Source organism: Streptomyces sp. NBC_01283 (assembly GCF_041435335.1).
Taxonomy (GTDB): domain Bacteria; phylum Actinomycetota; class Actinomycetes; order Streptomycetales; family Streptomycetaceae; genus Streptomyces.
In genome coordinates, this window is sequence record NZ_CP108430.1 from 3,396,024 (window position 1) to 3,414,267 (window position 18,244).

Sequence of the window (18,244 nt, forward strand, 5' to 3'; positions counted from 1 at the left end):
GATCCTACAATGGACATTGTCTAAGTCAAGCAAACATCCAAAGTCACACCTGTTCGGGACTTGGTCCCCTCGCCTGCTAGGCTGGTTCCCATGAGTGACCTGTTGGAACGACTACGCGGACGCGGCTGGCGCATGACCGCGCAGCGCCGCGTCGTGGCCGAGGTGCTCGACGGCGAACACGTCCACCTCACGGCGGACGAGGTGCACTGCCGCGCCGTGGACAAGCTCCCGGAGATCTCCCGCGCGACCGTCTACAACACCCTGGGTGAGCTGGTGACCCTCGGCGAGGTCCTTGAGGTCTCCACGGACCGCAGGGCCAAGCGGTACGACCCGAACGCCCACCGCCCCCACCAGCACCTGGTGTGCGCGCAGTGCGGCGCGATCCGCGACGTCCACCCCACGGGCAACCCTCTGATGAGCCTCCCCGAATCAGAGCGCTTCGGCTTCAAGGTCGAGGGCGTCGAGGTCACGTACCGAGGCACCTGCCCGAACTGCGCGGCGGCGTAGCAACCCCTCTCACGTTCGCGAAGGCCCCCGGCGCCCCCAGGCGCCGGGGGCCTTCGTGTGCCCTGCGCATTTCAGCCACGGCGCACCCCCTTCCCCAATCTGACGGGTCGTCATATCGTCGGCGGCGCCCGAGCATCCACCAGCACTCCGCAAGGAGAGACCGTGGGAGATCCGCACCCCAAACTCGAAGCCCACGCAGTGACAAGAACGTTCGGCCGCGGCGCCAAGGCCGTTCACGCCCTGGGTCCGGTGGACCTGGAGATCGCCCCAGGCGAATTCACCTGCATCGTCGGCCCCTCCGGCTGCGGAAAGTCGACCCTGCTCCGGATAGCCGCGGGCCTCCTGCGGCCGAGCAGGGGTGAGCTGCTCATCCGCACCACCGCGCAGCGCCCGGCCGCGATGATCTTCCAGGACTACGGCATCTACGACTGGAAGAGCGTCCAGGCCAACGTCCGCTTCGGCCTGGACATCCAGAAGGTCCCCCGCCGCGAGGCGAACGCCCGCGCGACCGCCTGGCTGACCCGCCTGGGCCTCGCCGACTTCGCCGACGCCTACCCCGCCGCCCTCTCCGGCGGCATGCGCCAGCGCGTGGCCATCGCCCGCGCCCTGGCCGTGGAGCCCGAGATCCTCCTGATGGACGAGCCGTTCGCGGCCCTGGACGCCCAGCTCCGCACGATCCTCCAGGACGAGCTCCTCGACCTCACCCAGACCACCCGTACCACCACCCTCTTCATCACCCACAGCCTCGAAGAGGCGATCGTCCTCGGCGACCGCGTCCTGGTGATGTCCGCCCGGCCGGGCCGCATCATCGCCGAACACCGCCCGCCGTTCCCCAGGCCCCGCACCGCAGACGTCCGCACCGCGCCCGAATTCACCGCACTCAAGGGCGAGTTGTGGGACCTCCTGCGCGGCGAGGTGGTCCGCGAGGACTCACAGGACGCGGCGGTCCCGGCATGACGACGGCCACCTCCCCCAAAGCCTCCGAGGAACCCCAGGAAGGCGTCATCGTCCGCAGGCCCGGCCCCCAGGAACTGCACCCCGCCCGCACCCACCGCAGGCGCCGCACCCTGGAGACCGGCCTCGCCGTCGCCGTCCCCCTCGCCCTGGTCCTCCTCTGGCAACTGGCCGCCACCCAGGGCTGGATCGACGACCGCGTCTACCCCGCTCCCCAGACCATCCTGGAGGACGGCTGGCAGCGCGCGGCGGACGGCGACCTGTGGCCCGACGTGTGGGCCACGCTCAAGCGCGTGCTCGCCGGCTACGCGATCGGCACGGTCACCGGCTACGCGCTCGGCCTCCTCATGGGCTCGCTCTCCCTGGTGCGCGCGGCGCTGGAACCACTTCTGGACGCGCTGTACGTCGTACCGAAGCTGGCCCTGCTGCCCGTCTTCCTGAACATGTTCGGCCTCGGGGAGGGCCCGCAGATCGCGCTCGTGGCGGCCACCGTCTTCTTCTTCGTCTGGATCTCGACGATGGCCGCGGTGCTCGCCGTGCCGTCGGGGCACCGTGACGCGGGGCAGGTCTTCGGTGCGTCGCCGTGGCAGATGTTCCGCCACGTCCTGCTGCCCGCGTCGCTGCCCGCCGTGCTCGTGGGCGCGCGGATCGCGGCGGGCGTCGCGGTCCTGGTGATCGTGGCCTCCGAGCAGATCGCGGCGTCGAACGGCCTCGGCCACCTGATCTTCGACTCCCGGGCGCTCTTCCAGAACGACGTGATGTTCGTCGGCATCGTCTGCGTCGCCGTGCTCGGCGTCGTCTTCTCCGAACTGGTGCGGATCGCGGGACGGCTGCTCACCCCGTGGGCCCCGCGCGACCGCGGCAGAAGCCAGTCATGAACCATTCGTACGCGTACGGAGGCTCCATGCACACCCGCACCCGGTTCTCCGCCCTGGCCCTGCTCGCGGCGGGCTCGCTGCTCGCCTCGGCGGGCTGCGCGAAGGAGGACGACACCACGGACCCGGCAGCGTCCGCGAAGCCCCGGACCGTCAAGGCGGTCCCCGGCTGCGGCAAGGGCAGCTGGACGGATCCGTCCGACCTCGCCAAGGACCGCGCGCCCGCCCGCTGCGACAAGGGCGCCCCCGCCCCGCGCCCGCTGGCCAAGGAACGCAGCCTCACCATCGCGACCGGCACGCTCAGCGCCGAGTACGTCGCGCCCCTTCAGATGGCCGTCGAGAAGGGCGAGTTCAAGAAGGAGGGCCTGAACGTCCACCTCAAGGTGCTCCCCACCCCCGACGCCCTGCCGCTCCTGGCCAAGGGAGACATCGACGCCCAGTGGGCCGCCCCCGAGGCCGCCGTCATGAACGGCATCACCGGCGGCTTCACCATCAAGTGGGCGGCCGGGAACTTCTCCCCCGACCCCAAGTCCAAGAGCGGCCTGTGGGTGAAGCTGAAGAAGGGCGAGAGCGCGGACCACGTCCCGATGGCGGGCCGCAAGCTCGGCACGATGATCGGCAAGGGCTCGGTCATCTCGTACCCCATGGGCACGACCCTGAAGAAGCACGGCGGCGGCCTCGACAAGATCCAGTTCCAGCAGCTGGGTTCGGCGGACGTCCTGACGGCGCTCCAGAACGGCGGTACCGACTCCGCCTGGCTCCTCGACCCGGTCTGGCGCAAGGTCGACGGCGACAAGCAGTACGCCTTCCTCGGCGGCCAGCCGCAGGGCGAGCCGCTCGGCGGCCTCCTGTTCGGCCCCAACCTCCTGACCAAGGACCCGGACGCGGGCGTCGCGCTGCTGCGCGCGTACATCAGGACCGTGAACACGTACTTCGCCGGCGACTACAAGGCCGACAAGGCCTTCGTGTCCGATCTGGCGAAGCTCCTGAAGACCGACGAGGCGGTCCTGAGGTCGACTCCGTCACTGCGCATGGACTGGGAGATCCGGGCCGGCACGACGGACCGGCTGCAGGCGGCGTACGAGGCCGCGGGCGTCGCCGAGGGCGACAGGGTCCCTGAGGAGAAGGCGGTGGACCGCAAGCTGTACGAGGAGGCGGTGGGCCACAAGCCGTAGTGGCCACCCCTGGACACACCAGAGGCCGGGAAGCTGATGCTTCCCGGCCTCTGGCCTTTAGTAGCGGGGACAGGATTTGAACCTGCGACCTCTGGGTTATGAGCCCAGCGAGCTACCGAGCTGCTCCACCCCGCGCCGTTGTGTTGTAACCGTACGTCAATGCCGACGACCAGCGCAAATCCGTTCCGCGCCCCGCTGTGGGCAGGCGTTCCGCAGGGCGCCCGCCCACCGTCCGGGTCTACGCGGTCAGCTCCTGCTGAAGGGCTTCCCGCAGCCTCGCCGCCCGCTCGGAGACCTCGGCGGGTCCCAGCTCGGCGGCACGCGAAGCCCACCGCTGCCCCTCGACCAGCTGCCCGCGCCGGGCGTAGAGCAGCGCGAGCCGCAGCGCGGCCCGCCCGTGCCCCGCGTCGGCGGCCCGCGTCCACCAGAGCGCCGCCTCCGGCTCGCTGCCCTCGCGGGCAAGCAGCAGCCCGAGGTTGAACGCGCCGTTGCTGCTGCCCGCGTCCGCCGCGAGGCGGTACCAGTGAGCCGCCTCGACGACATCCCCGCGCCCGGCGGCCAGCATCCCGACCCGCACCTGCGCACGCCGGTGGCCCTGCTTGGCCGCCCGCTCGTACCACTCCTCGCACTCGGTCTTCTCGGCGGCGGGCTCCCCCAGCGCGGGCGGGCCCGCGGCGGACCGCCGCGCGTCGAGCACGGTACCCAGGCGGTACGCCGCCTCCGCGCTGCCACCGCCCGCCGCGCACCGCAGATGCCGCTCGGCGTCCTGCTCGTCGCCCTCCCGCAGCCGCGCGGTGCCGACCTGGAGCGCGGCCTCGGTGTGCCCGGCGGCCGCCGCACGCTCGTACCAGGGCAGGGCGGAGTCCTCGTCGTCCCGGGACGCGTACAGGATCCCGAGGTTGAAGGCCGCGTCCACGCTGCCCGCCTCGGCCGCCTTGGAGAACCACGGCTCGGCGCCCGCGGCGTCGCCGCCCTGGAGCAGCAGCACGGCAAGCGCGTTGGCGGCCTCGCGGTGACCGGCGTACGCGGCACGCCTGTACCACTGGTCGGCCTGCACGGTCCGCCCCTGCTCGGCACAGAGCAGACCGAGGTTGTACGCGCCGTTCACGTCGCCCGCGTCCATGGCGGCCCTGTACCACCGCTCGGCGGTCTGGGTCTCGCCCCGCTCGGCGTGCAGCGCGCCCAGGGCGTTCGCTGCGTTCCCGTCGCCGTCCTGGGCGGCTTTCAGCCACCAGACGGCGGCGCTCTCCTCGTCGCCCGCGTCACGCAGCAGGAAGCCGAGGGCGCAGGCGGCCCGCGCCTCCCCGTCCTTCGCGGAGTTCAGGTACCAGCGCCCCGCCTCCTTCAGCTCGCCGCGCTGCTCCAGGATCGCACCGAGGTGCAGCGCGGCCCGCCGGTGACCGCGTGCGGCGGCCTGGCGGTACCACTGCTCGGCCTCGGCGGCAGCGGAACGTCCGCCTCCGTCGCGAGCGCTCTCGGTGCGGTCGGCGGTGGCCCGGCGGTCGAGCTGACGGGCGAGCCGGTACGCGGCCTCGCGGTGGCCGCGCTCGGCCGATGCCCGCATCCAGCGCTCGGCGCCGACGTCACCGCGGTGCTCCAGAAGATCGGCGAGGGCGTACGCGCCCAGGGCGTGGCCCTGCTCGGCGGACTGCCGCAGCCAGTACTCCGCGGCGGGCTCGTCGCCGCGCTCGCGGTGGTGGCGCCCGAGCGCGTGCGCGGCCGCGGCGGAACCGGCGACGGCGGCGACGCGCCACCAGCCGGCCGCCTCGTCGGCGTATCCGCGCTGGTGGAGGAGGACGCCGAGGTTGTTGGCCGCGGCGCGGTCGCCCTCGGCGGTCGCAGCGCGCAGCAGAGACTCGGCCCCGTCGAGATCACCGCGGCGCAGCAGAAGGCTCCCGAGGACGCTCATCGCGTCGACGTCTCCGGCCTCGGCGGCCAGTCGATGACGCAACTCCTCGGCGGCCGTCCCGGGATCCTCCCGGTCGGCCGGCTGCACAAACCGCCCTGTCTCCAACAGAGTTGCCTTGTCCCCCATAACGTCCATCGTCGCACCACCTGCAACCTGGGTACACCTGGTATACCGCAGCCAGTGAGGTCACTTCAGCGTTTTGTCGACTTGCCCACAGAGAGATAAGTCAAACACGATTTTCCCAACTGCCCCCGGGCGGAGCACCGTTCGCACAGACCAGCGCACGACGCCACGGACCCCAGTCACACACGAAGAAGGCCCGGATCCGATAAGGATCCGGGCCTTCTTCTTTAGTAGCGGGGACAGGATTTGAACCTGCGACCTCTGGGTTATGAGCCCAGCGAGCTACCGAGCTGCTCCACCCCGCGCCGTTGTGTTCAAACCGTACCACGGCGCGGAGGGGGTGTTTCGCAGCTGGTCAGCCGCCCTTCTTGTCGCCGTCCTTGTCGGCGTTCTTGTCACCGCTCTTGTCGGTCTTCTCGCCCGCCTTGTCCTGGGCGTCCTCGGCTCGCTGCAGGGCTTCCTCGAGCTTCTCCTGCGCTTCGCCGTAGGCCTTCCAGTCGCCGTCCTTCAGGGCCGTCTGCCCGTCCTCGAACGCCTTCTGGGCGTCGTCGAGGGCGGCCTGCACCGTCGGATCCTTCGACTTGGGCGGCTGGGTGGGCTCGTCCGTGTCGTCGGCCGGCGGCTTGGTGGTCCCGTCGGCCCCGAAGACCTGGTTGAGGCCGTCGCTCAGGGAGTCCGCGAAGGCGGTCTCCGTGCCGTACGACACAGCGACCTTCTTCAGGAGGGGATACGCCGACTTGCGCCCCTGTACGTAGACGGGCTCGACGTACAGGAACCCGTCGTCCAGTGGCACGGTCAGCAGATTGCCGTAGAGGACGTCGGAGTCGGCGCCCTTCATGTCCCGGACGAAGTTACCGACCTCGGTCATCGAGTTCAGCTTGTTCTGGACCTGTTCCGGGCCGTCCACGTCGCCCGTGACTCTCAGCAGCTTCATCGTGCCGAAGTTCTCACTTCTGGCATCGGCGTCGACCGTCATGAAGGCGCGCAGATTCGGCCGCCCGCTGGGGGTGAAGGTCGTCGTCAGGGAGAACTGCTGCTGCGTCTGGCCCGGCGCCTTCATGGACAGGTAGTACGGCGGAACCGCGCTGTTGTCCTTCTTCGTCGGGTCGTTCGGCACCTGCCAGGCGTCACTCGCGTTGTAGAACTGGCCGGGGTCCGTGACGTGGTAGAGCGTCAGGAGCTCGCGCTGCACCTTGAACATGTCCTGCGGGTAGCGCAGGTGGTCCATCAGCGCCTTGGGGATGTCGCCCTTGTCCTTGACGGTGCCCGGGAACGCCTTCTTCCAGGTCTTCAGGACCGGGTCCTTGTCGTCCCAGGTGTAGAGCTTGACCTCACCGGTGTACGCGTCGACGGTCGCCTTCACCGAGTTGCGGATGTAGTTGACCTGGTTCTGCTGGGCCACCACCGCGCGCGCGTCGTCGGACTCGGACAGCGAGTCGGCCGTGGTGTCGCCGAGTGTGGTCCGCGAGGCGTACGGATAGCCGTTGCTGGTCGTGTAGGCGTCGACGACCCACTGGATCCTGCCGTCGACCACCGTCGGATACGTGTCGCCGTCGATGGTCAGCCAGGGAGCCACCGACTCGACGCGCTCCTTGGGAGTGCGGTTGTAGAGGATCCGCGACCCGTCGCCGATCGCGCCCGAGTACAGCATCTGCGGTTCACCGAAGGACACGGCGTACGCGGCACGGTTGATCGGGTTGGAGAGGTTGACCCCGCTGTCGCCCTTGTAGCTGTAGGTCTTCTGGCCGCCGCCGTCCTCTTCGTAGTCGAGCTCCTTCTGGGGCCCGCCCACGATCGAGTACTGGGTGGTCTTCTCGCCGTAGTAGATCCGCTGCTCGTACTCTCCGAGGTTGCCCTTGGTCGGCAGACCGGACTCCGTGAAGTCCGGGGCACCCTTGGAGCCCTTCTTCGTCTCCGTGCCCTTGGCCGTGACCATGCCGTAGCCGTGGGTGTAGGCGAAGTGGTCGTTGATCCAGTTGCGCTTGTCGAGCTTGTCGAGGCTGAGCTCACGCAGACCGACGATGGTGTCCTGGCCGTTGTAACGGTCCACGTCCAGGGTCTTCGGGAAGCGGTAGTACTCGCGCTCCTGCTCCAGCTGCTGGAACGTCGGCGAGACGATGTTCGGGTCGTTCAGCCGGTAGTTGGCGGCCGAGTCCGCGTCGTCGCGTTTCTTCTTGGGGTCCTCGTCGGCCTTGCCTGCGCCCTTGTAGTCCTCGGGCTTCACGCCGCTGATGCCGTACGCGTTCCGCGTCGCCTCGATGTTCTTCTCGATGTACGGCGCTTCCTTGGCCTGCTCGTTCGGCTGGACCTGGAACTTCTGCACGATGGCCGGGTACAGACCGCCGATGAGGATGGCGGAGAGGACCATCAGGCCGAAGCCGATGACCGGCAGCTGCCAGGTGCGGCGCCAGAGCGTCCCGAAGAAGAGCAGCGCGCAGATGACGGCGATGCAGAACAGGATGGTCTTCGCCGGGAGGTACGCGTTCGCGTCCACGTAGCGAAGGCCCGTCCAGTTGCCCGTCGCCTTGAAGTCACTGGACTTCACCGCGAGGCCGTACCGGTCGAGCCAGTACGCCACTGCCTTGAGCGTCACGAAGACGCCGAGCAGCACCGACAGATGCCCGGTGGACGCGGCCGTGGCACGCGCGCCGGGGCTGGTGATGCGCAGCCCGCCGTACAGGTAGTGCGTGAGGGCGGCGGCGATCAGGGAGAGCACGGTGGCCGCGAAGCCGAAGCCGAGCAGGAAGCGGTACCAGGGCAGGTCGAACGCGAAGAACGACACGTCCAGGTGGAACTGCGGGTCCTTCTGGCCGAAGGAGACGCCGTTCACCCACAGCAGCCAGGTGCGCCACTGTCCCGCCGCGGACGCGCCCGCGATCAGGCCGACGAGCGTGGCGATGCCGAGCAGCAGCCACTTCTTGTACGGCGCGATGCTCATGCGGTACCGGTCGAGGCTCTGCTGCTCCATCGACATGGCACTCAGCGGCGGGCGCAGCCGGTGCGCCAGCCAGATGTTCAGTCCGACCGCGGCCGCCATCAGCAGGCCGAAGACGAAGAACAGGCCGATCTTGGTCCACAGGGTCGTCGTGAAGACCGACGAATAGTTGACCGAGCGGTACCAGAGCCAGTCCGTCCAGAACCCCGCGAACATGACGAACACCATGGCGAGAACAGCCAGGATGCCCAATGTCATGAGCAGGGTCCGGACGCGACGGGACGGTCGGCCCACTCTGATCCGTGGCCCCGTCGGGCCTCCGCCGCGGTCCGGCATCTGGAAAGCCAAGGTGCGCACCTCGAAGTTCGATGTTGATTCTGTTGATCCGTCAGGGTCCTGTGATCGTGGACCCACACCTATGCAACTTACTCACGCTTTACTCGGTTCCCGTTTCCGGGGACTAACGAGGCAGGATTGTGACCATGTCCAACACTCCCATGGCAGCGAGCCCCCTCACCCGTGCCGTACTCGAGATCGATGAGTACGCGTCCGGCCTCGGCTGGGACCGGCCCGCACGCCTCTTCGCGCTCGTCGACACGGCGCGACTGCGCTCCCAGGAACCCGGCCTCGCCAACCAGCTCGGCCTCGACAACTCCCCCGAGGAAACCGGCCTCACCCCCATCGAGCAGGAGGAGATCCCGGAGGGCAAGCCGCTGGACGAGTTCCTCGGCACCATCGCCTGGCCGGACGCCGTCGTGGGCTGCGCGCTCACGGTGGAGCGCCTGATGCTGCCGCCGTCGGCGGAGACGTCCGTCCCCGAGGGGCTCGGCGAGGCTCAGCTCGCGAAGTGGGTGGCCGAGCATCCCGACCGCCAGGAGGTCCGCATGACGGTCGCGGTGCTGCGTGACGGTGCGCGTGAATCGGCCCTGCGGCTGCGCGAGAAGGACTCGCCCACCGAGGTCCTCACCGGGTCCGACCTGGTTCCGGGGCTTGCCGAAGCGCTGGCGGCCACGTTCGCCGACTGACACCCACGCTGTTCCCGTACGCGGGTGGGGTCGCCCTCACCCGCGTACGTCTGTCCGAGTGCTGCTGCTTCTTCGTCTACTTCTTGGCCGTGCACTGGGGCAGGTCCGCGGTGTCGCCCTTGCGGATGTCGTTGAGGGAGTCGACCGCGTCGTCGATCGTGTCCACCTTGACCAGCGTCAGGCCGTCCGGGACGTCCTTGGCCGCCGTGGCGCAGTTGTCCTTCGGCGTCAGGAAGTACTTGGCGCCCTTGGCGCGCGCGCCGACCGTCTTCATGCCGATGCCGCCGATCGGGCCGACCTTGCCGTTGTCCTCGATCGTGCCGGTGCCGGCCACGAAATTGCCGCCGGTGAGGTCGTTCGGGGTCAGCTTGTCGACGATGCCGAGCGCGAACATCAGTCCGGCGCTGGGGCCGCCGACGTCGGCGAGCTTGATGTCGATGGTGAACGGGAACGTGTGGTCGGTGCCCGCCTTGATGCCGACGACCGCGCGGCCGTCGTCCTCGGCCTTCTGCGTGGTGATCTTGATCTCGTCGGTCCGGGTCGGCTCCTTGCCGGCCTTCTCGGCCGCGGCGGCCTCCTTGACGGGGACGACGCTGAAGACGACTTCCTGGCCCGCCTTGCGCTTGGTGACCAGCTTGGCGACGTCCGCCATCTCCTTGACGGGCGTGCCGTCCACCTTCCGGATGACGTCGCCCGCGTGGAGCTTGCCCTCGGCGGGGCTGTCCTTGAAGACGGTGGAGACGACGACCTGGGACTTCACCGGGATGTCCAGCTCCTTGAGCGCCGCGACCTTGGCGCTCTCCTGGGACTGGCTGAACTCCTCGGCGTTCTCCTGGCTCGACTGCTGCTCGGTCTTGCCGTTCGGGTAGAGGGTGTCGTGCGGCACCACGATGTTGTCGTGGGCCAGCCAGCCGTACACGGCCTCCGCGATGTTCATGTTGTAGTCGGCACTCGTGACCCGGACCGTCGTCATGTTGAGGTGACCGGTCGTCGGGTACGTCTTGTGGCCGGAGATCTGCAGCACCGGCTCGCCGCCGTGGTCGCCGAGGGTGTTCACCGTCGGCCCCGGGGACATCTCCGAGTACGGCACTTTGATGAGCACTCCGGCGCAGAGCAGCGCGATCAGCATCAGGGTGGAGGCGAGCATCGTCGCGGTGCGGCGTGGCATGGAACGACAGTACGGGACCTGCCTGTCAGTGCACCGCTGGGGCCAGTCCGTACGGGGCTCACAGGGCCCCCAGAGGCCTTCGGAGCCCGTGACCTCAGGTTCCCGAGTGGGACTTGTCCATCGCCTCACGGAAGGCCGCGTAGCCGTTCAGCTCGCTGTGGTCGCCGGTCTTGCCGGACTTGCGGTTGCGCGCCGCCCAGCCGCCCCACAGCCCCGCACCGACAGCTGCCGCAAGCGGAATCAGCAACCAGGCAAGTGATGCCATGTCGACCTCCCGACCCCTTGAGCGACCACAACTGACTGATCAGCAGATTAACCATCCGCTCCGACAACGCTCACGCCAGGGGTCGGGTTACGCAACTGGAAGCTCTTGGGGCCAACTGGCCGGATGGGACGGCACGAGGCCATCGGCCCACCCGAAGGGCTCAGCAGGCGCCGACCCACTCCTCCTGGCCGTCGGAGAAGCGCTGGTGCTTCCAGATCGGCACCTCGTGCTTGAGGTCGTCGATCAGCTTGCGGCAGGCGGCGAAGGCCTCCGCGCGGTGCGGGCAGGAGACCGCCACGACGACCGCGAGGTCGCCCACCGCCAGGTCGCCGACGCGGTGGACGGCGGCCAGCGCACGCACCGGGTACTCGGCGACGACCTTCTCGGCCACCCTGCGCATCTCTGCCTCGGCCGTCGGGTGGGTCGAGTAGCCGAGCTCGTCGACGTCCGCACCGCCGTCGTGATTGCGCACGGTGCCCACGAAGAGCGCCGTGCCGCCGGCGGCGTCGTCGCCGACGGCCCGGAAGACCTCGTCCAGCGAGAGCGGTGCGTCACGGATCGCGAGGAGCCTGACGGGGTCCTGTGCGGCCTGCTCGCCGGGGTGGTCATTCGTGGTGCGTGCCATGCGGCCATGGTGCCGCACGGCACGGACATCACGGAATAGCGCTTTCACCCGGCACCCGCGCGTGCCGCGTTGGAGCTCTCTACAGGCCCGCGGACAGGACCCCGCCGCGTGTCAGATCCGCCGCCGCGCCTTCCGCGCGCGTCGCACCACCGCGGCGGCGCCCAGCAGCGCGACCGTCGCACCCGCGGCGCCCGCGGCCGTCGCGTCCTTGCGGCCGAGCCTGCGGCCTGCCACGGTCCGGCGTCCCGCGACCTCCTCGAGCAGCTCCGCGAGGACCTCCTCGTTGGTCCACTGCGGCCGCCAGCCCGCGTCGTGCAGCCTGCTGACGCTGACCACCCACGGGTACATCGTGTACGCGAGGTCACCGGCCGGAGACGGGGTGAGACCGATCCGGTGCAGCCGCGCGGCGGCGCCCAGGGCGACCGTGGAGGGCAGCTCCATGCGCCGGATCTCGCTGAGCTCCTCGACCTCTTCCTGTTCGAGCCAGCCGTCGCAGCCGACGGCGAGCTCCCCGTCGACCTTCTCCAGGACGGCGTACTCGAGGGCGCTGCACAGGTCCTCGACGTGGCAGAACTGCCAGGCGGGCCGGGAGCCCGCCACCACGAGCAGCCGGGGCGACTCGAAGTACCGCGTGAGCGCGGTGTCCGTGCCGCCCACCAGGATCGCCGGCCGCACCACGGTGACGTTCAGACCGGGGTGGGCCCGGGGCGCGCGCCGGGCGAGGCGCTCCACCTCAAGGAGGTCACCGACGCCGGTCGCCTCCGCGGTGGCGCGCAATTCGGAGTCTTCGGAGAGGGGTAGTTCGTTGTCGGACAGTGCTCCGTAGACCATCGCCGACGTGCAGAGCACGACACGGTGGACACCGGCCGCGGCGGCGGCCGTCAGCACGGTCTGCGTGCCCCGCACGTTGTAGGCCGTACGGGCCGCGGCGTCCGTCTCCAGGTCGAGATCGAGCGCGAGGTGGACCACGACGTCCGCGCCCCGCAGCTTCTCGGCGATGGCCGGGTCCCTGACGTCCAGGATGTGCCACTGGGCCTGGGCGCACTCGCCCCGCCGCTCGTCGATGGCAACGACCTGCTTGATCTCCTCGGACGCGGCCAGGCGCTCGGTCAGGAGCGCGCCCACGCCGGAGGCGGCGCCGGTGACGGCGACCACGGGCCCTCGGACGGGGGCCGGAGTAGAAAGGTTTCGCGCTGCGCGAACCTGTGGATCTGGGGAACTCACCAGGCGTCTCCAGCGGTTGTCTTCAGTAGATACGCGAATGACGCGTACGTACCAGGTGGCATCCATCCTGCCGCAGGCCATGAGTCGGCGGAGCACTGAGGCCCGATCCCGTCACGGTGTCTACGCTGGGTGGTGTTGTAAGGCAGCCGCCGCCGGAACCGTACCGGCGGCCTGACGAGCCGAGGAATCCCGTGAGTGACACCCCATTCGGATTCGGCCTTCCGCCGGAGGAGCCGGAGAACGGCGACGAGGGCAAGAAGAAGGACACCCCCGGAGGGGGCCAGGGCGGGGGACAAGGTTCCGGCGGCCCTGCGAACCCCTTCGGCTTCGGCCTGCCCGGCGCGGGCGGCCCCGGCGGCTCCGGCGGTGACAATCCGTTCGCCGCGATGTTCGGTTCGATGAACCCGAACGACCTGGGCGCCGCGTTCCAGCAGCTCGGCCAGATGCTCTCGTACGAGGGCGGCCCGGTGAACTGGGACATGGCCAAGGACATCGCCCGCCAGACCGTCTCCCAGGGGACGCCCGACGGCACCAAGGACGCGAGCGTCGGTCCCACGGAGCGCGGCGCGGTCGAGGAGGCCATCCGCCTCGCCGACCTGTGGCTGGACGACGCGACGTCGCTGCCCTCGGGCTCCGGCCTCGCCGTGGCCTGGAGCCGCGCGGAGTGGGTCGAGGCGACCCTCCCGGTGTGGAAGGAGCTGGTCGACCCGGTCGCCGAGCGCGTCGGCCTCGCCATGGGTGACGTGCTCCCCGGGGAGATGCAGGCCATGGCGGGCCCGCTGATCGGGATGATGCGCTCCATGGGCGGCGCCATGTTCGGCCAGCAGATCGGCCAGGCCGTGGGCGTGCTCGCGGGCGAGGTCGTCGGCTCCACCGACATCGGCCTGCCGCTCGGCCCGGCCGGCAAGGCCGCCCTGCTTCCGGTGAACGTCGAGGCCTTCGGCAAGGACCTGGGCGTCCCACAGGAGGAGGTCCGGCTCTACCTGGCGCTGCGCGAGGCCGCCCACCAGCGGCTCTTCGCCCACGTGCCGTGGCTGCGCTCGCACCTGTTCGGCGCGGTCGAGGGGTACGCCCGCGGCATCAAGGTCGACACGGCCAAGCTGGAGGACGTGGTCGGCCAGCTCGACCCGCAGAACCCCGAGCAGCTTCAGGAAGCACTCCAGCAGGGCATGTTCCAGCCGGAGGACACTCCCGCTCAGAAGGCCGCCCTGGCCCGCCTGGAGACGGCTCTCGCGCTCGTCGAGGGCTGGGTGGACGCGGTCTTGCACGCGGCGGCCAAGCCCCGCCTGTCGTCCGCCGACGCCCTCCGCGAGACGCTGCGCCGCCGCCGTGCGACGGGCGGCCCCGCGGAGCAGACCTTCGCCACGCTCATCGGTCTGGAGCTGCGCCCGCGCCGGCTGCGGGACGCCTCGCGCCTGTGGGCCTCGCTCACGGACGCGCGCGGCGTGGACGGCCGTGACGGCCTGTGGGCCCACCCGGACATGCTGCCGACGGCCTCGGACCTGGACGACCCGGACGGCTTCGTGCACCACGAGCAGCTGGACTTCTCCGAGCTGGACAAGATGCTCGGCGAGGCCGCGGGCGGCTCCGCCAAGCCGGACCTCAAGAAGAACACCGAGGAAGACGGCGGCACCCGGGACGACTCCGAGGGCGACAGCGACAAGTGACCCTTCACGACGACGCGGTCCTCGTACTGAAGGGCTACGAGGACCAGGAAGAGCTGCGCCAGTACTACCTGGACCATCTCGCCGCCCACCCCGAGGACGGCCTGTGGAAGGCCTGTACGGACGGCCATGTGACGGCCAGCGCCCTGGTGATCGACGCGGAGCGCGGGCGGGTGCTGCTGACCCTCCACAAGAAGCTGCGGATGTGGCTGCAGATGGGCGGCCACTGCGAGCCGGGTGACCCGACACTTGCCGCGGCGGCGCTGCGTGAGGCGACGGAGGAGTCCGGGGTGCCGGGCCTGACCCTTCTTCCGGGCGGCCCCGTCCGCCTGGACCGGCATCCGATTCCGGGCCCCTGCACGCAGCACCTGGACGTGCAGTACGCGGCGCTCGCCCCCGCCGATGCCGTCGAGGCGATCAGCGACGAGTCCCTGGACCTGCGCTGGTTCGCCTACGACGAGGTGGCGGAGGTCGCCGACGAGTCGGTCGTACGCCTGGTGGAGGCCACGAGGGCGCGCCTCCAGGGGTGACACCACGGCATGGGTAAGGGGCGGTCCTCATGGGCGACCGCCCCTTACGCGCGCACCGCCTCAACTCCAGACGTTGCCCTGGTTCTGCCCACGGGCGCCCTGCTGGCCCATGCCGTACTGGGCACGGGCGCCCTGCCCGATGACGGCGTTCTGGGGCGGCAGCATCTCGCTCGGCTGGACGAGGGCGTAGCCCTGGCCCATGAAGCTGAGCTCCCAGCCCTCACCGGTGTTGCCGCGGCGCCGCCACACTCCGGAGGAGTGCGTCTGGGCCTGCATCTGCACCCGCAGACCGTTCGACCAGGCGACGATCGCGTCGGCGTCGGCGTTCACGTACTGGTCCGGCGTGACCCGCAGCATCAGCGGCTGCCCCGAGGTCATCAGGGCGACCTTGCCGCGGCCCGTGATGTTGAGCTGGTACTTGCCGGAGCCGGAGATTCCGTACTGGCTGTCCACCGCGATGACCTGGTGGGTCAGCGACGAGTCGAGCGCGAGGACATAGCTGCTGTCCACGGTCAGGCCGTCCTGGTCCACATCCACCACGTGGATGTACTGGGCGAGGTTGGCGAGATAGACCGTGCCCTGGCCGTGGCAGCGCATGAGGTCGAGGCCCTCGCCGGTGTGCGCGCGGGCCCGCTGGTTGCCCTGGCTCTGGTACTCGGCGTCGAACTCGATCAGCCCCTGGTAGGCGACCATGGCGCCCTTGCGGGCCAGGACGTCGTCACGCCCCTCCAGGGCGACCCGCAGCAGCTGCGGGTTCTGGACGGTGTAGCGCTCCTGAGTCTGCTGCTCGGTGTGCGCGAAAAGTGGGCTCTGCATGGTGTGTTGCTCCCCCTCAGCCCCGGGCTCGGAGACGGTCGGTGCTGTCCTCGCTGGGCTGTACGACGACGATGCCCTCGCCGGAGAAGCCCATCTGGTAGGCCTCGCCACTGCCGCGCCCGATGAGCGAACCGGCCTTGAAGCTGCGCTTGCCCTTCACCTTGAGGTTCGGGGACCAGGCGATCAGGGCGTCCGGGTCGACGTACGTCTCGTCCTCGCCGCGTCCGCAGTCGACGACGATCGGGGTGCCGCGGGAGGTCAGCGCCACCCAGCCCTGGCCGGAGATCTTGATGTTCCACAGGCCCTGCCCGGCGAACTTGGCCATGCCCTTGACCCGCTCGACGCCCCACTGCAGGGACGTGTCGAAGGCGAGGAGGTTCGTGCCGTTCACCGAGAGCGAGTCGCCCGCCAGATTGATGACGACGACGTCGGCCCCGTAGTCGGCGAGATACAGCAGGCCGTCTCCGGAGCACTTCATCAGAGGTGCGCCCTCGCCGGTCATCCACTCCCGTGCGATCTGCCGCACGGCGGGCGGGTTGGGCTCGTACTGCACGAACCCTTCGTAGGCGACCATCGAGCCCACGCGCGCGAGGAGGTCGTTTCCGGTCTGCATGGCCACCTTGAGCATGTGGTGGCCGTGGTTCTCCATACGGGCGGCGACAGGCGCCGGGGCAAAGCCCGCGAGTTGCTGATTCATGACGGGCTCCCTCAGACCTCGAACGGCTGGACGATGATGAAGTTCCCGGGCGCACCCCGGAACTGGAGGTTCACGCTCTCCCCCGTGGAGCCCGCGTACGCGTTGCTGCGCGCCCGGACCTGGCTGGAGACGATCGCCTGTGCCGCCGCCGACCAGGCGACCACGGCGTGGCAGTCGGCGAACGTCGTGGGCGTGACGGGCAGGACGACGGGCACGCCGTGCGTCTTGACGATGACCGTGCCGCTGCCCTGGAACTGCATGACGAACAGCGCGCCACCGGGGATGCCGTGGCCCTCGATCCTGCGCACCTCGTGCTGGAGCGACTCGTCGAACGCGAGGACGTTCTCCGCGGAGACGCAGATCGCGTCCCCCTGGAGCTCGATGGGGTGCAGGTGGGTGGCTTCCTCGGCGAGGAAGACCTGGCCGCGGCCGGAGCAGCGCATCAGCTGCATCTCCTGGCCGGTCGCGTTGCCCACGACGCGGCCCGCGAAGCCCGCGCCCTTGTAGCTGAACTCGACCTTGCCCTGGTAGAGCACCATGCTGCCCTGCCGGGCGAGCACGGCCTGCTCGCTGACGCCGAGGTCGACGCGGACCAGCTTCTCGTTCTGCTGCGTCCAGCGCTGCCCGGTGGGGGCCTCGCGGTACGCGGCGAGAGCCGCTGCCACGCCGCCGGCCTGCGGAGCGCCCTGGGGGACGCCGGCTCCGTACGGGGAAGGGGCGGCGGGCTGACCGGGGAACTGGCCGGAGGGCTGCTGGCCGTAGCCGGGAGGCATCGGGGCGCTCGGCTGCTGGCCGTATCCGGGCGGCGGGGGCGCCGACTGGCCGGGGACCTGGCCGAACTGCGGCTGCTGCGGCTGCTGCGGCTGCTGCGGCTGCTGCGGCTGCTGGCCGGGCTGACCGTACGGCGCGGGGGCCGGCGGGGGCGGCACGGTGCCGCCCTGCGGCGGGGTCATCGGCGCGATGATCGTCTGCGCCGCGTGCACCGACGGGTCGGGGGCCTGGGCGGGCGGCGGAGTGGAGCCCTGCGGCGGCGCGAAGTTCTGGGCGGGCGCGGGCGCGGGGGCAGGGGCTGGGGCGGGAGCCGGGGCCGGGGTCTGCGCGGGTGTCGCCGGAGCTCCGAACGCGGGCGGCGTGGTGGCCTGGGCGGGCGGCGCGAACGACGGGGCGCCGGTGGCCTGCGGTGCCTGCGGCGCGGGCTCCTCCTCGGCGACCTCGCCGCCGAAGTTCTTCAGGAGCGCGTCGAGACCGCCGTCGAAGCCCTGGCCGATCGCGGCGAACCGCCAGACGTCCTTCATATAGAAGTCGCCCAGCATGACGGCACGTTCGGTCGAGAACTCGGCGCCGTTGAAGGAGTAGCGGGCCACTTCCTCGCCGCCGGCGACGATCCGGATGTACCCGGGGGCGACCTGCGACATCTGTCCGGCGCCGTCGATCGTCGCGGTGAACGACAGCTTCTGGATCTGCGCCGGGATCCGGTCGAGCGTGACCCGGAAGGACTCCGTGTCGCCCGCCTGCGCGCCGAGGAGCTGGATGGACTCCTCGGGCGACTTCGGCTGGTTGAAGAAGATGAAGTAACTGTCGTCCGACAGGCGCTCGTCCGCGTCCAGGCCGAAGCAGCTGATGTCGAAGCTCAGCCCGGGGGCGGAGATCTGCACACCTACGTACAGATCGGTCCCTGCGGTGAGGTCACTGATCTTGGCCTTGTGGCCGCGTTGGAATTCCCTGGCCATACGTAACGACCGTCCCCCATCC

16 protein-coding genes and 2 tRNA genes are annotated in these 18,244 nt (G+C 70.2%); 7 read left to right on the forward strand and 11 right to left on the reverse strand.

Going from position 1 to position 18,244, the window contains the following annotated elements; genetic code table 11:
• Nucleotides 1–90: 90 nt before the first annotated feature.
• The 4 genes from OG302_RS15335 (at nt 91) to OG302_RS15350 (ending at nt 3,511) form a co-directional block, all read left to right on the forward strand.
• Entirely contained in the window at nt 91–507 is a 417-nt protein-coding gene (locus tag OG302_RS15335; protein WP_371527312.1) for a Fur family transcriptional regulator, read from the forward strand.
• Nucleotides 508–669: 162 nt separating this feature from the next.
• Complete coding sequence (locus OG302_RS15340; RefSeq protein WP_371527313.1) at nt 670–1,464, forward strand: ABC transporter ATP-binding protein; 795 nt, start codon at nt 670–672, stop codon at nt 1,462–1,464.
• On the forward strand, nt 1,461–2,339 hold the full coding sequence (locus OG302_RS15345) for an ABC transporter permease (RefSeq protein WP_371527314.1): 879 nt from the start codon (nt 1,461–1,463) through the stop codon (nt 2,337–2,339). Before OG302_RS15340 ends, OG302_RS15345 begins: the two co-directional genes overlap by 4 nt.
• 26 nt (nt 2,340–2,365) lie before the next feature.
• Nucleotides 2,366–3,511 carry an ABC transporter substrate-binding protein gene (locus tag OG302_RS15350; protein ID WP_371750127.1) on the forward strand — a complete coding sequence of 382 codons (1,146 nt, stop codon included), beginning with the start codon at nt 2,366–2,368 and terminating at the stop codon, nt 3,509–3,511.
• A 61-nt stretch (nt 3,512–3,572) separates the two neighbouring features.
• Here the strand turns inward: OG302_RS15350 and OG302_RS15355 are convergent.
• The 4 genes from OG302_RS15355 to OG302_RS15370 all read right to left on the reverse strand — a co-directional run bounded on the left by OG302_RS15355 (nt 3,573) and on the right by OG302_RS15370 (nt 8,814).
• Nucleotides 3,573–3,646: transfer RNA gene (locus tag OG302_RS15355), tRNA-Met, on the reverse strand.
• A 103-nt stretch (nt 3,647–3,749) separates the two neighbouring features.
• On the reverse strand, nt 3,750–5,555 hold the full coding sequence (locus OG302_RS15360) for a sel1 repeat family protein (protein ID WP_371527315.1): 1,806 nt from the start codon (nt 5,553–5,555) through the stop codon (nt 3,750–3,752).
• A 219-nt stretch (nt 5,556–5,774) separates the two neighbouring features.
• A tRNA-Met gene (locus OG302_RS15365) sits at nt 5,775–5,848 on the reverse strand.
• 50 nt (nt 5,849–5,898) lie between these two features.
• The gene (locus OG302_RS15370) at nt 5,899–8,814 is read right to left on the reverse strand and encodes a UPF0182 family protein (RefSeq protein ID WP_371750128.1); all 2,916 of its coding nucleotides are present in this window, start codon (nt 8,812–8,814) and stop codon (nt 5,899–5,901) included.
• Nucleotides 8,815–8,960: 146 nt separating this feature from the next.
• Here OG302_RS15370 and OG302_RS15375 point away from each other — a divergent pair, with 146 nt between their 5' ends.
• The gene (locus OG302_RS15375; RefSeq protein ID WP_361833377.1) at nt 8,961–9,503 is read left to right on the forward strand and encodes a PPA1309 family protein; all 543 of its coding nucleotides are present in this window, start codon (nt 8,961–8,963) and stop codon (nt 9,501–9,503) included.
• Between the two features lie 76 nt (nt 9,504–9,579).
• Here the strand turns inward: OG302_RS15375 and OG302_RS15380 are convergent, their stop codons facing one another.
• The 4 genes from OG302_RS15380 to OG302_RS15395 all read right to left on the reverse strand — a co-directional run bounded on the left by OG302_RS15380 (nt 9,580) and on the right by OG302_RS15395 (nt 12,785).
• Entirely contained in the window at nt 9,580–10,671 is a 1,092-nt protein-coding gene (locus OG302_RS15380; protein WP_371527316.1) for a PDZ domain-containing protein, read from the reverse strand.
• Between the two features lie 94 nt (nt 10,672–10,765).
• Nucleotides 10,766–10,936, reverse strand: coding sequence for a hypothetical protein (locus OG302_RS15385; protein WP_361833374.1), 171 nt, complete (start codon nt 10,934–10,936; stop codon nt 10,766–10,768).
• Between the two features lie 160 nt (nt 10,937–11,096).
• On the reverse strand, nt 11,097–11,561 hold the full coding sequence (locus OG302_RS15390; RefSeq protein WP_361833372.1) for a molybdenum cofactor biosynthesis protein MoaE: 465 nt from the start codon (nt 11,559–11,561) through the stop codon (nt 11,097–11,099).
• Between the two features lie 111 nt (nt 11,562–11,672).
• Nucleotides 11,673–12,785: an NAD-dependent epimerase/dehydratase family protein gene (locus OG302_RS15395; RefSeq protein ID WP_371527317.1), complete on the reverse strand. Its 1,113-nt coding sequence runs from the start codon at nt 12,783–12,785 to the stop codon at nt 11,673–11,675.
• 191 nt (nt 12,786–12,976) lie between these two features.
• Between OG302_RS15395 and OG302_RS15400 the strand changes: the two genes are divergently transcribed.
• Together OG302_RS15400 and OG302_RS15405 are read left to right on the forward strand one after the other, a co-directional pair.
• Nucleotides 12,977–14,452 (forward strand): zinc-dependent metalloprotease, encoded by a 1,476-nt coding sequence (locus tag OG302_RS15400; RefSeq protein ID WP_371527318.1) that lies wholly within the window; start codon nt 12,977–12,979, stop codon nt 14,450–14,452.
• Nucleotides 14,449–14,979, forward strand: coding sequence for an NUDIX hydrolase (locus tag OG302_RS15405; protein ID WP_371527319.1), 531 nt, complete (start codon nt 14,449–14,451; stop codon nt 14,977–14,979). Before OG302_RS15400 ends, OG302_RS15405 begins: the two co-directional genes overlap by 4 nt.
• Before the next feature lie 60 nt (nt 14,980–15,039).
• On the opposite strand, the gene OG302_RS15410 is transcribed toward OG302_RS15405, so the two are convergent.
• The 3 genes from OG302_RS15410 to OG302_RS15420 are packed head-to-tail and all read right to left on the reverse strand — an operon-like array spanning nt 15,040 to nt 18,222.
• Nucleotides 15,040–15,795, reverse strand: a complete 756-nt coding sequence (locus OG302_RS15410; RefSeq protein ID WP_371527320.1) for an AIM24 family protein — start codon at nt 15,793–15,795, stop codon at nt 15,040–15,042.
• Nucleotides 15,796–15,811: 16 nt separating this feature from the next.
• Nucleotides 15,812–16,492, reverse strand: a complete 681-nt coding sequence (locus OG302_RS15415; RefSeq protein ID WP_371527321.1) for an AIM24 family protein — start codon at nt 16,490–16,492, stop codon at nt 15,812–15,814.
• Nucleotides 16,493–16,503: 11 nt separating this feature from the next.
• Nucleotides 16,504–18,222: a TerD family protein gene (locus tag OG302_RS15420; RefSeq protein ID WP_371527322.1), complete on the reverse strand. Its 1,719-nt coding sequence runs from the start codon at nt 18,220–18,222 to the stop codon at nt 16,504–16,506.
• Between the last annotated feature and the right edge of the window lie 22 nt (nt 18,223–18,244).

What these genes read in the sequence shown, in the direction of transcription:
- OG302_RS15380 (WP_371527316.1), bottom strand. Translation starts at nt 10,671, where the DNA reads ATGCCACGCCGCACCGCGACGATGCTCGCCTCCACCCTGATGCTGATC.
- OG302_RS15390 (WP_361833372.1), bottom strand. Translation starts at nt 11,561, where the DNA reads ATGGCACGCACCACGAATGACCACCCCGGCGAGCAGGCCGCACAGGAC.
- OG302_RS15375 (WP_361833377.1), top strand. Translation starts at nt 8,961, where the DNA reads ATGTCCAACACTCCCATGGCAGCGAGCCCCCTCACCCGTGCCGTACTC.
- OG302_RS15415 (WP_371527321.1), bottom strand. Translation starts at nt 16,492, where the DNA reads ATGAATCAGCAACTCGCGGGCTTTGCCCCGGCGCCTGTCGCCGCCCGT.
- OG302_RS15370 (WP_371750128.1), bottom strand. Translation starts at nt 8,814, where the DNA reads ATGCCGGACCGCGGCGGAGGCCCGACGGGGCCACGGATCAGAGTGGGC.
- OG302_RS15385 (WP_361833374.1), bottom strand. Translation starts at nt 10,936, where the DNA reads ATGGCATCACTTGCCTGGTTGCTGATTCCGCTTGCGGCAGCTGTCGGT.
- OG302_RS15350 (WP_371750127.1), top strand. Translation starts at nt 2,366, where the DNA reads ATGCACACCCGCACCCGGTTCTCCGCCCTGGCCCTGCTCGCGGCGGGC.
- OG302_RS15335 (WP_371527312.1), top strand. Translation starts at nt 91, where the DNA reads ATGAGTGACCTGTTGGAACGACTACGCGGACGCGGCTGGCGCATGACC.
- OG302_RS15345 (WP_371527314.1), top strand. Translation starts at nt 1,461, where the DNA reads ATGACGACGGCCACCTCCCCCAAAGCCTCCGAGGAACCCCAGGAAGGC.
- OG302_RS15360 (WP_371527315.1), bottom strand. Translation starts at nt 5,555, where the DNA reads ATGGACGTTATGGGGGACAAGGCAACTCTGTTGGAGACAGGGCGGTTT.
- OG302_RS15410 (WP_371527320.1), bottom strand. Translation starts at nt 15,795, where the DNA reads ATGCAGAGCCCACTTTTCGCGCACACCGAGCAGCAGACTCAGGAGCGC.
- OG302_RS15420 (WP_371527322.1), bottom strand. Translation starts at nt 18,222, where the DNA reads ATGGCCAGGGAATTCCAACGCGGCCACAAGGCCAAGATCAGTGACCTC.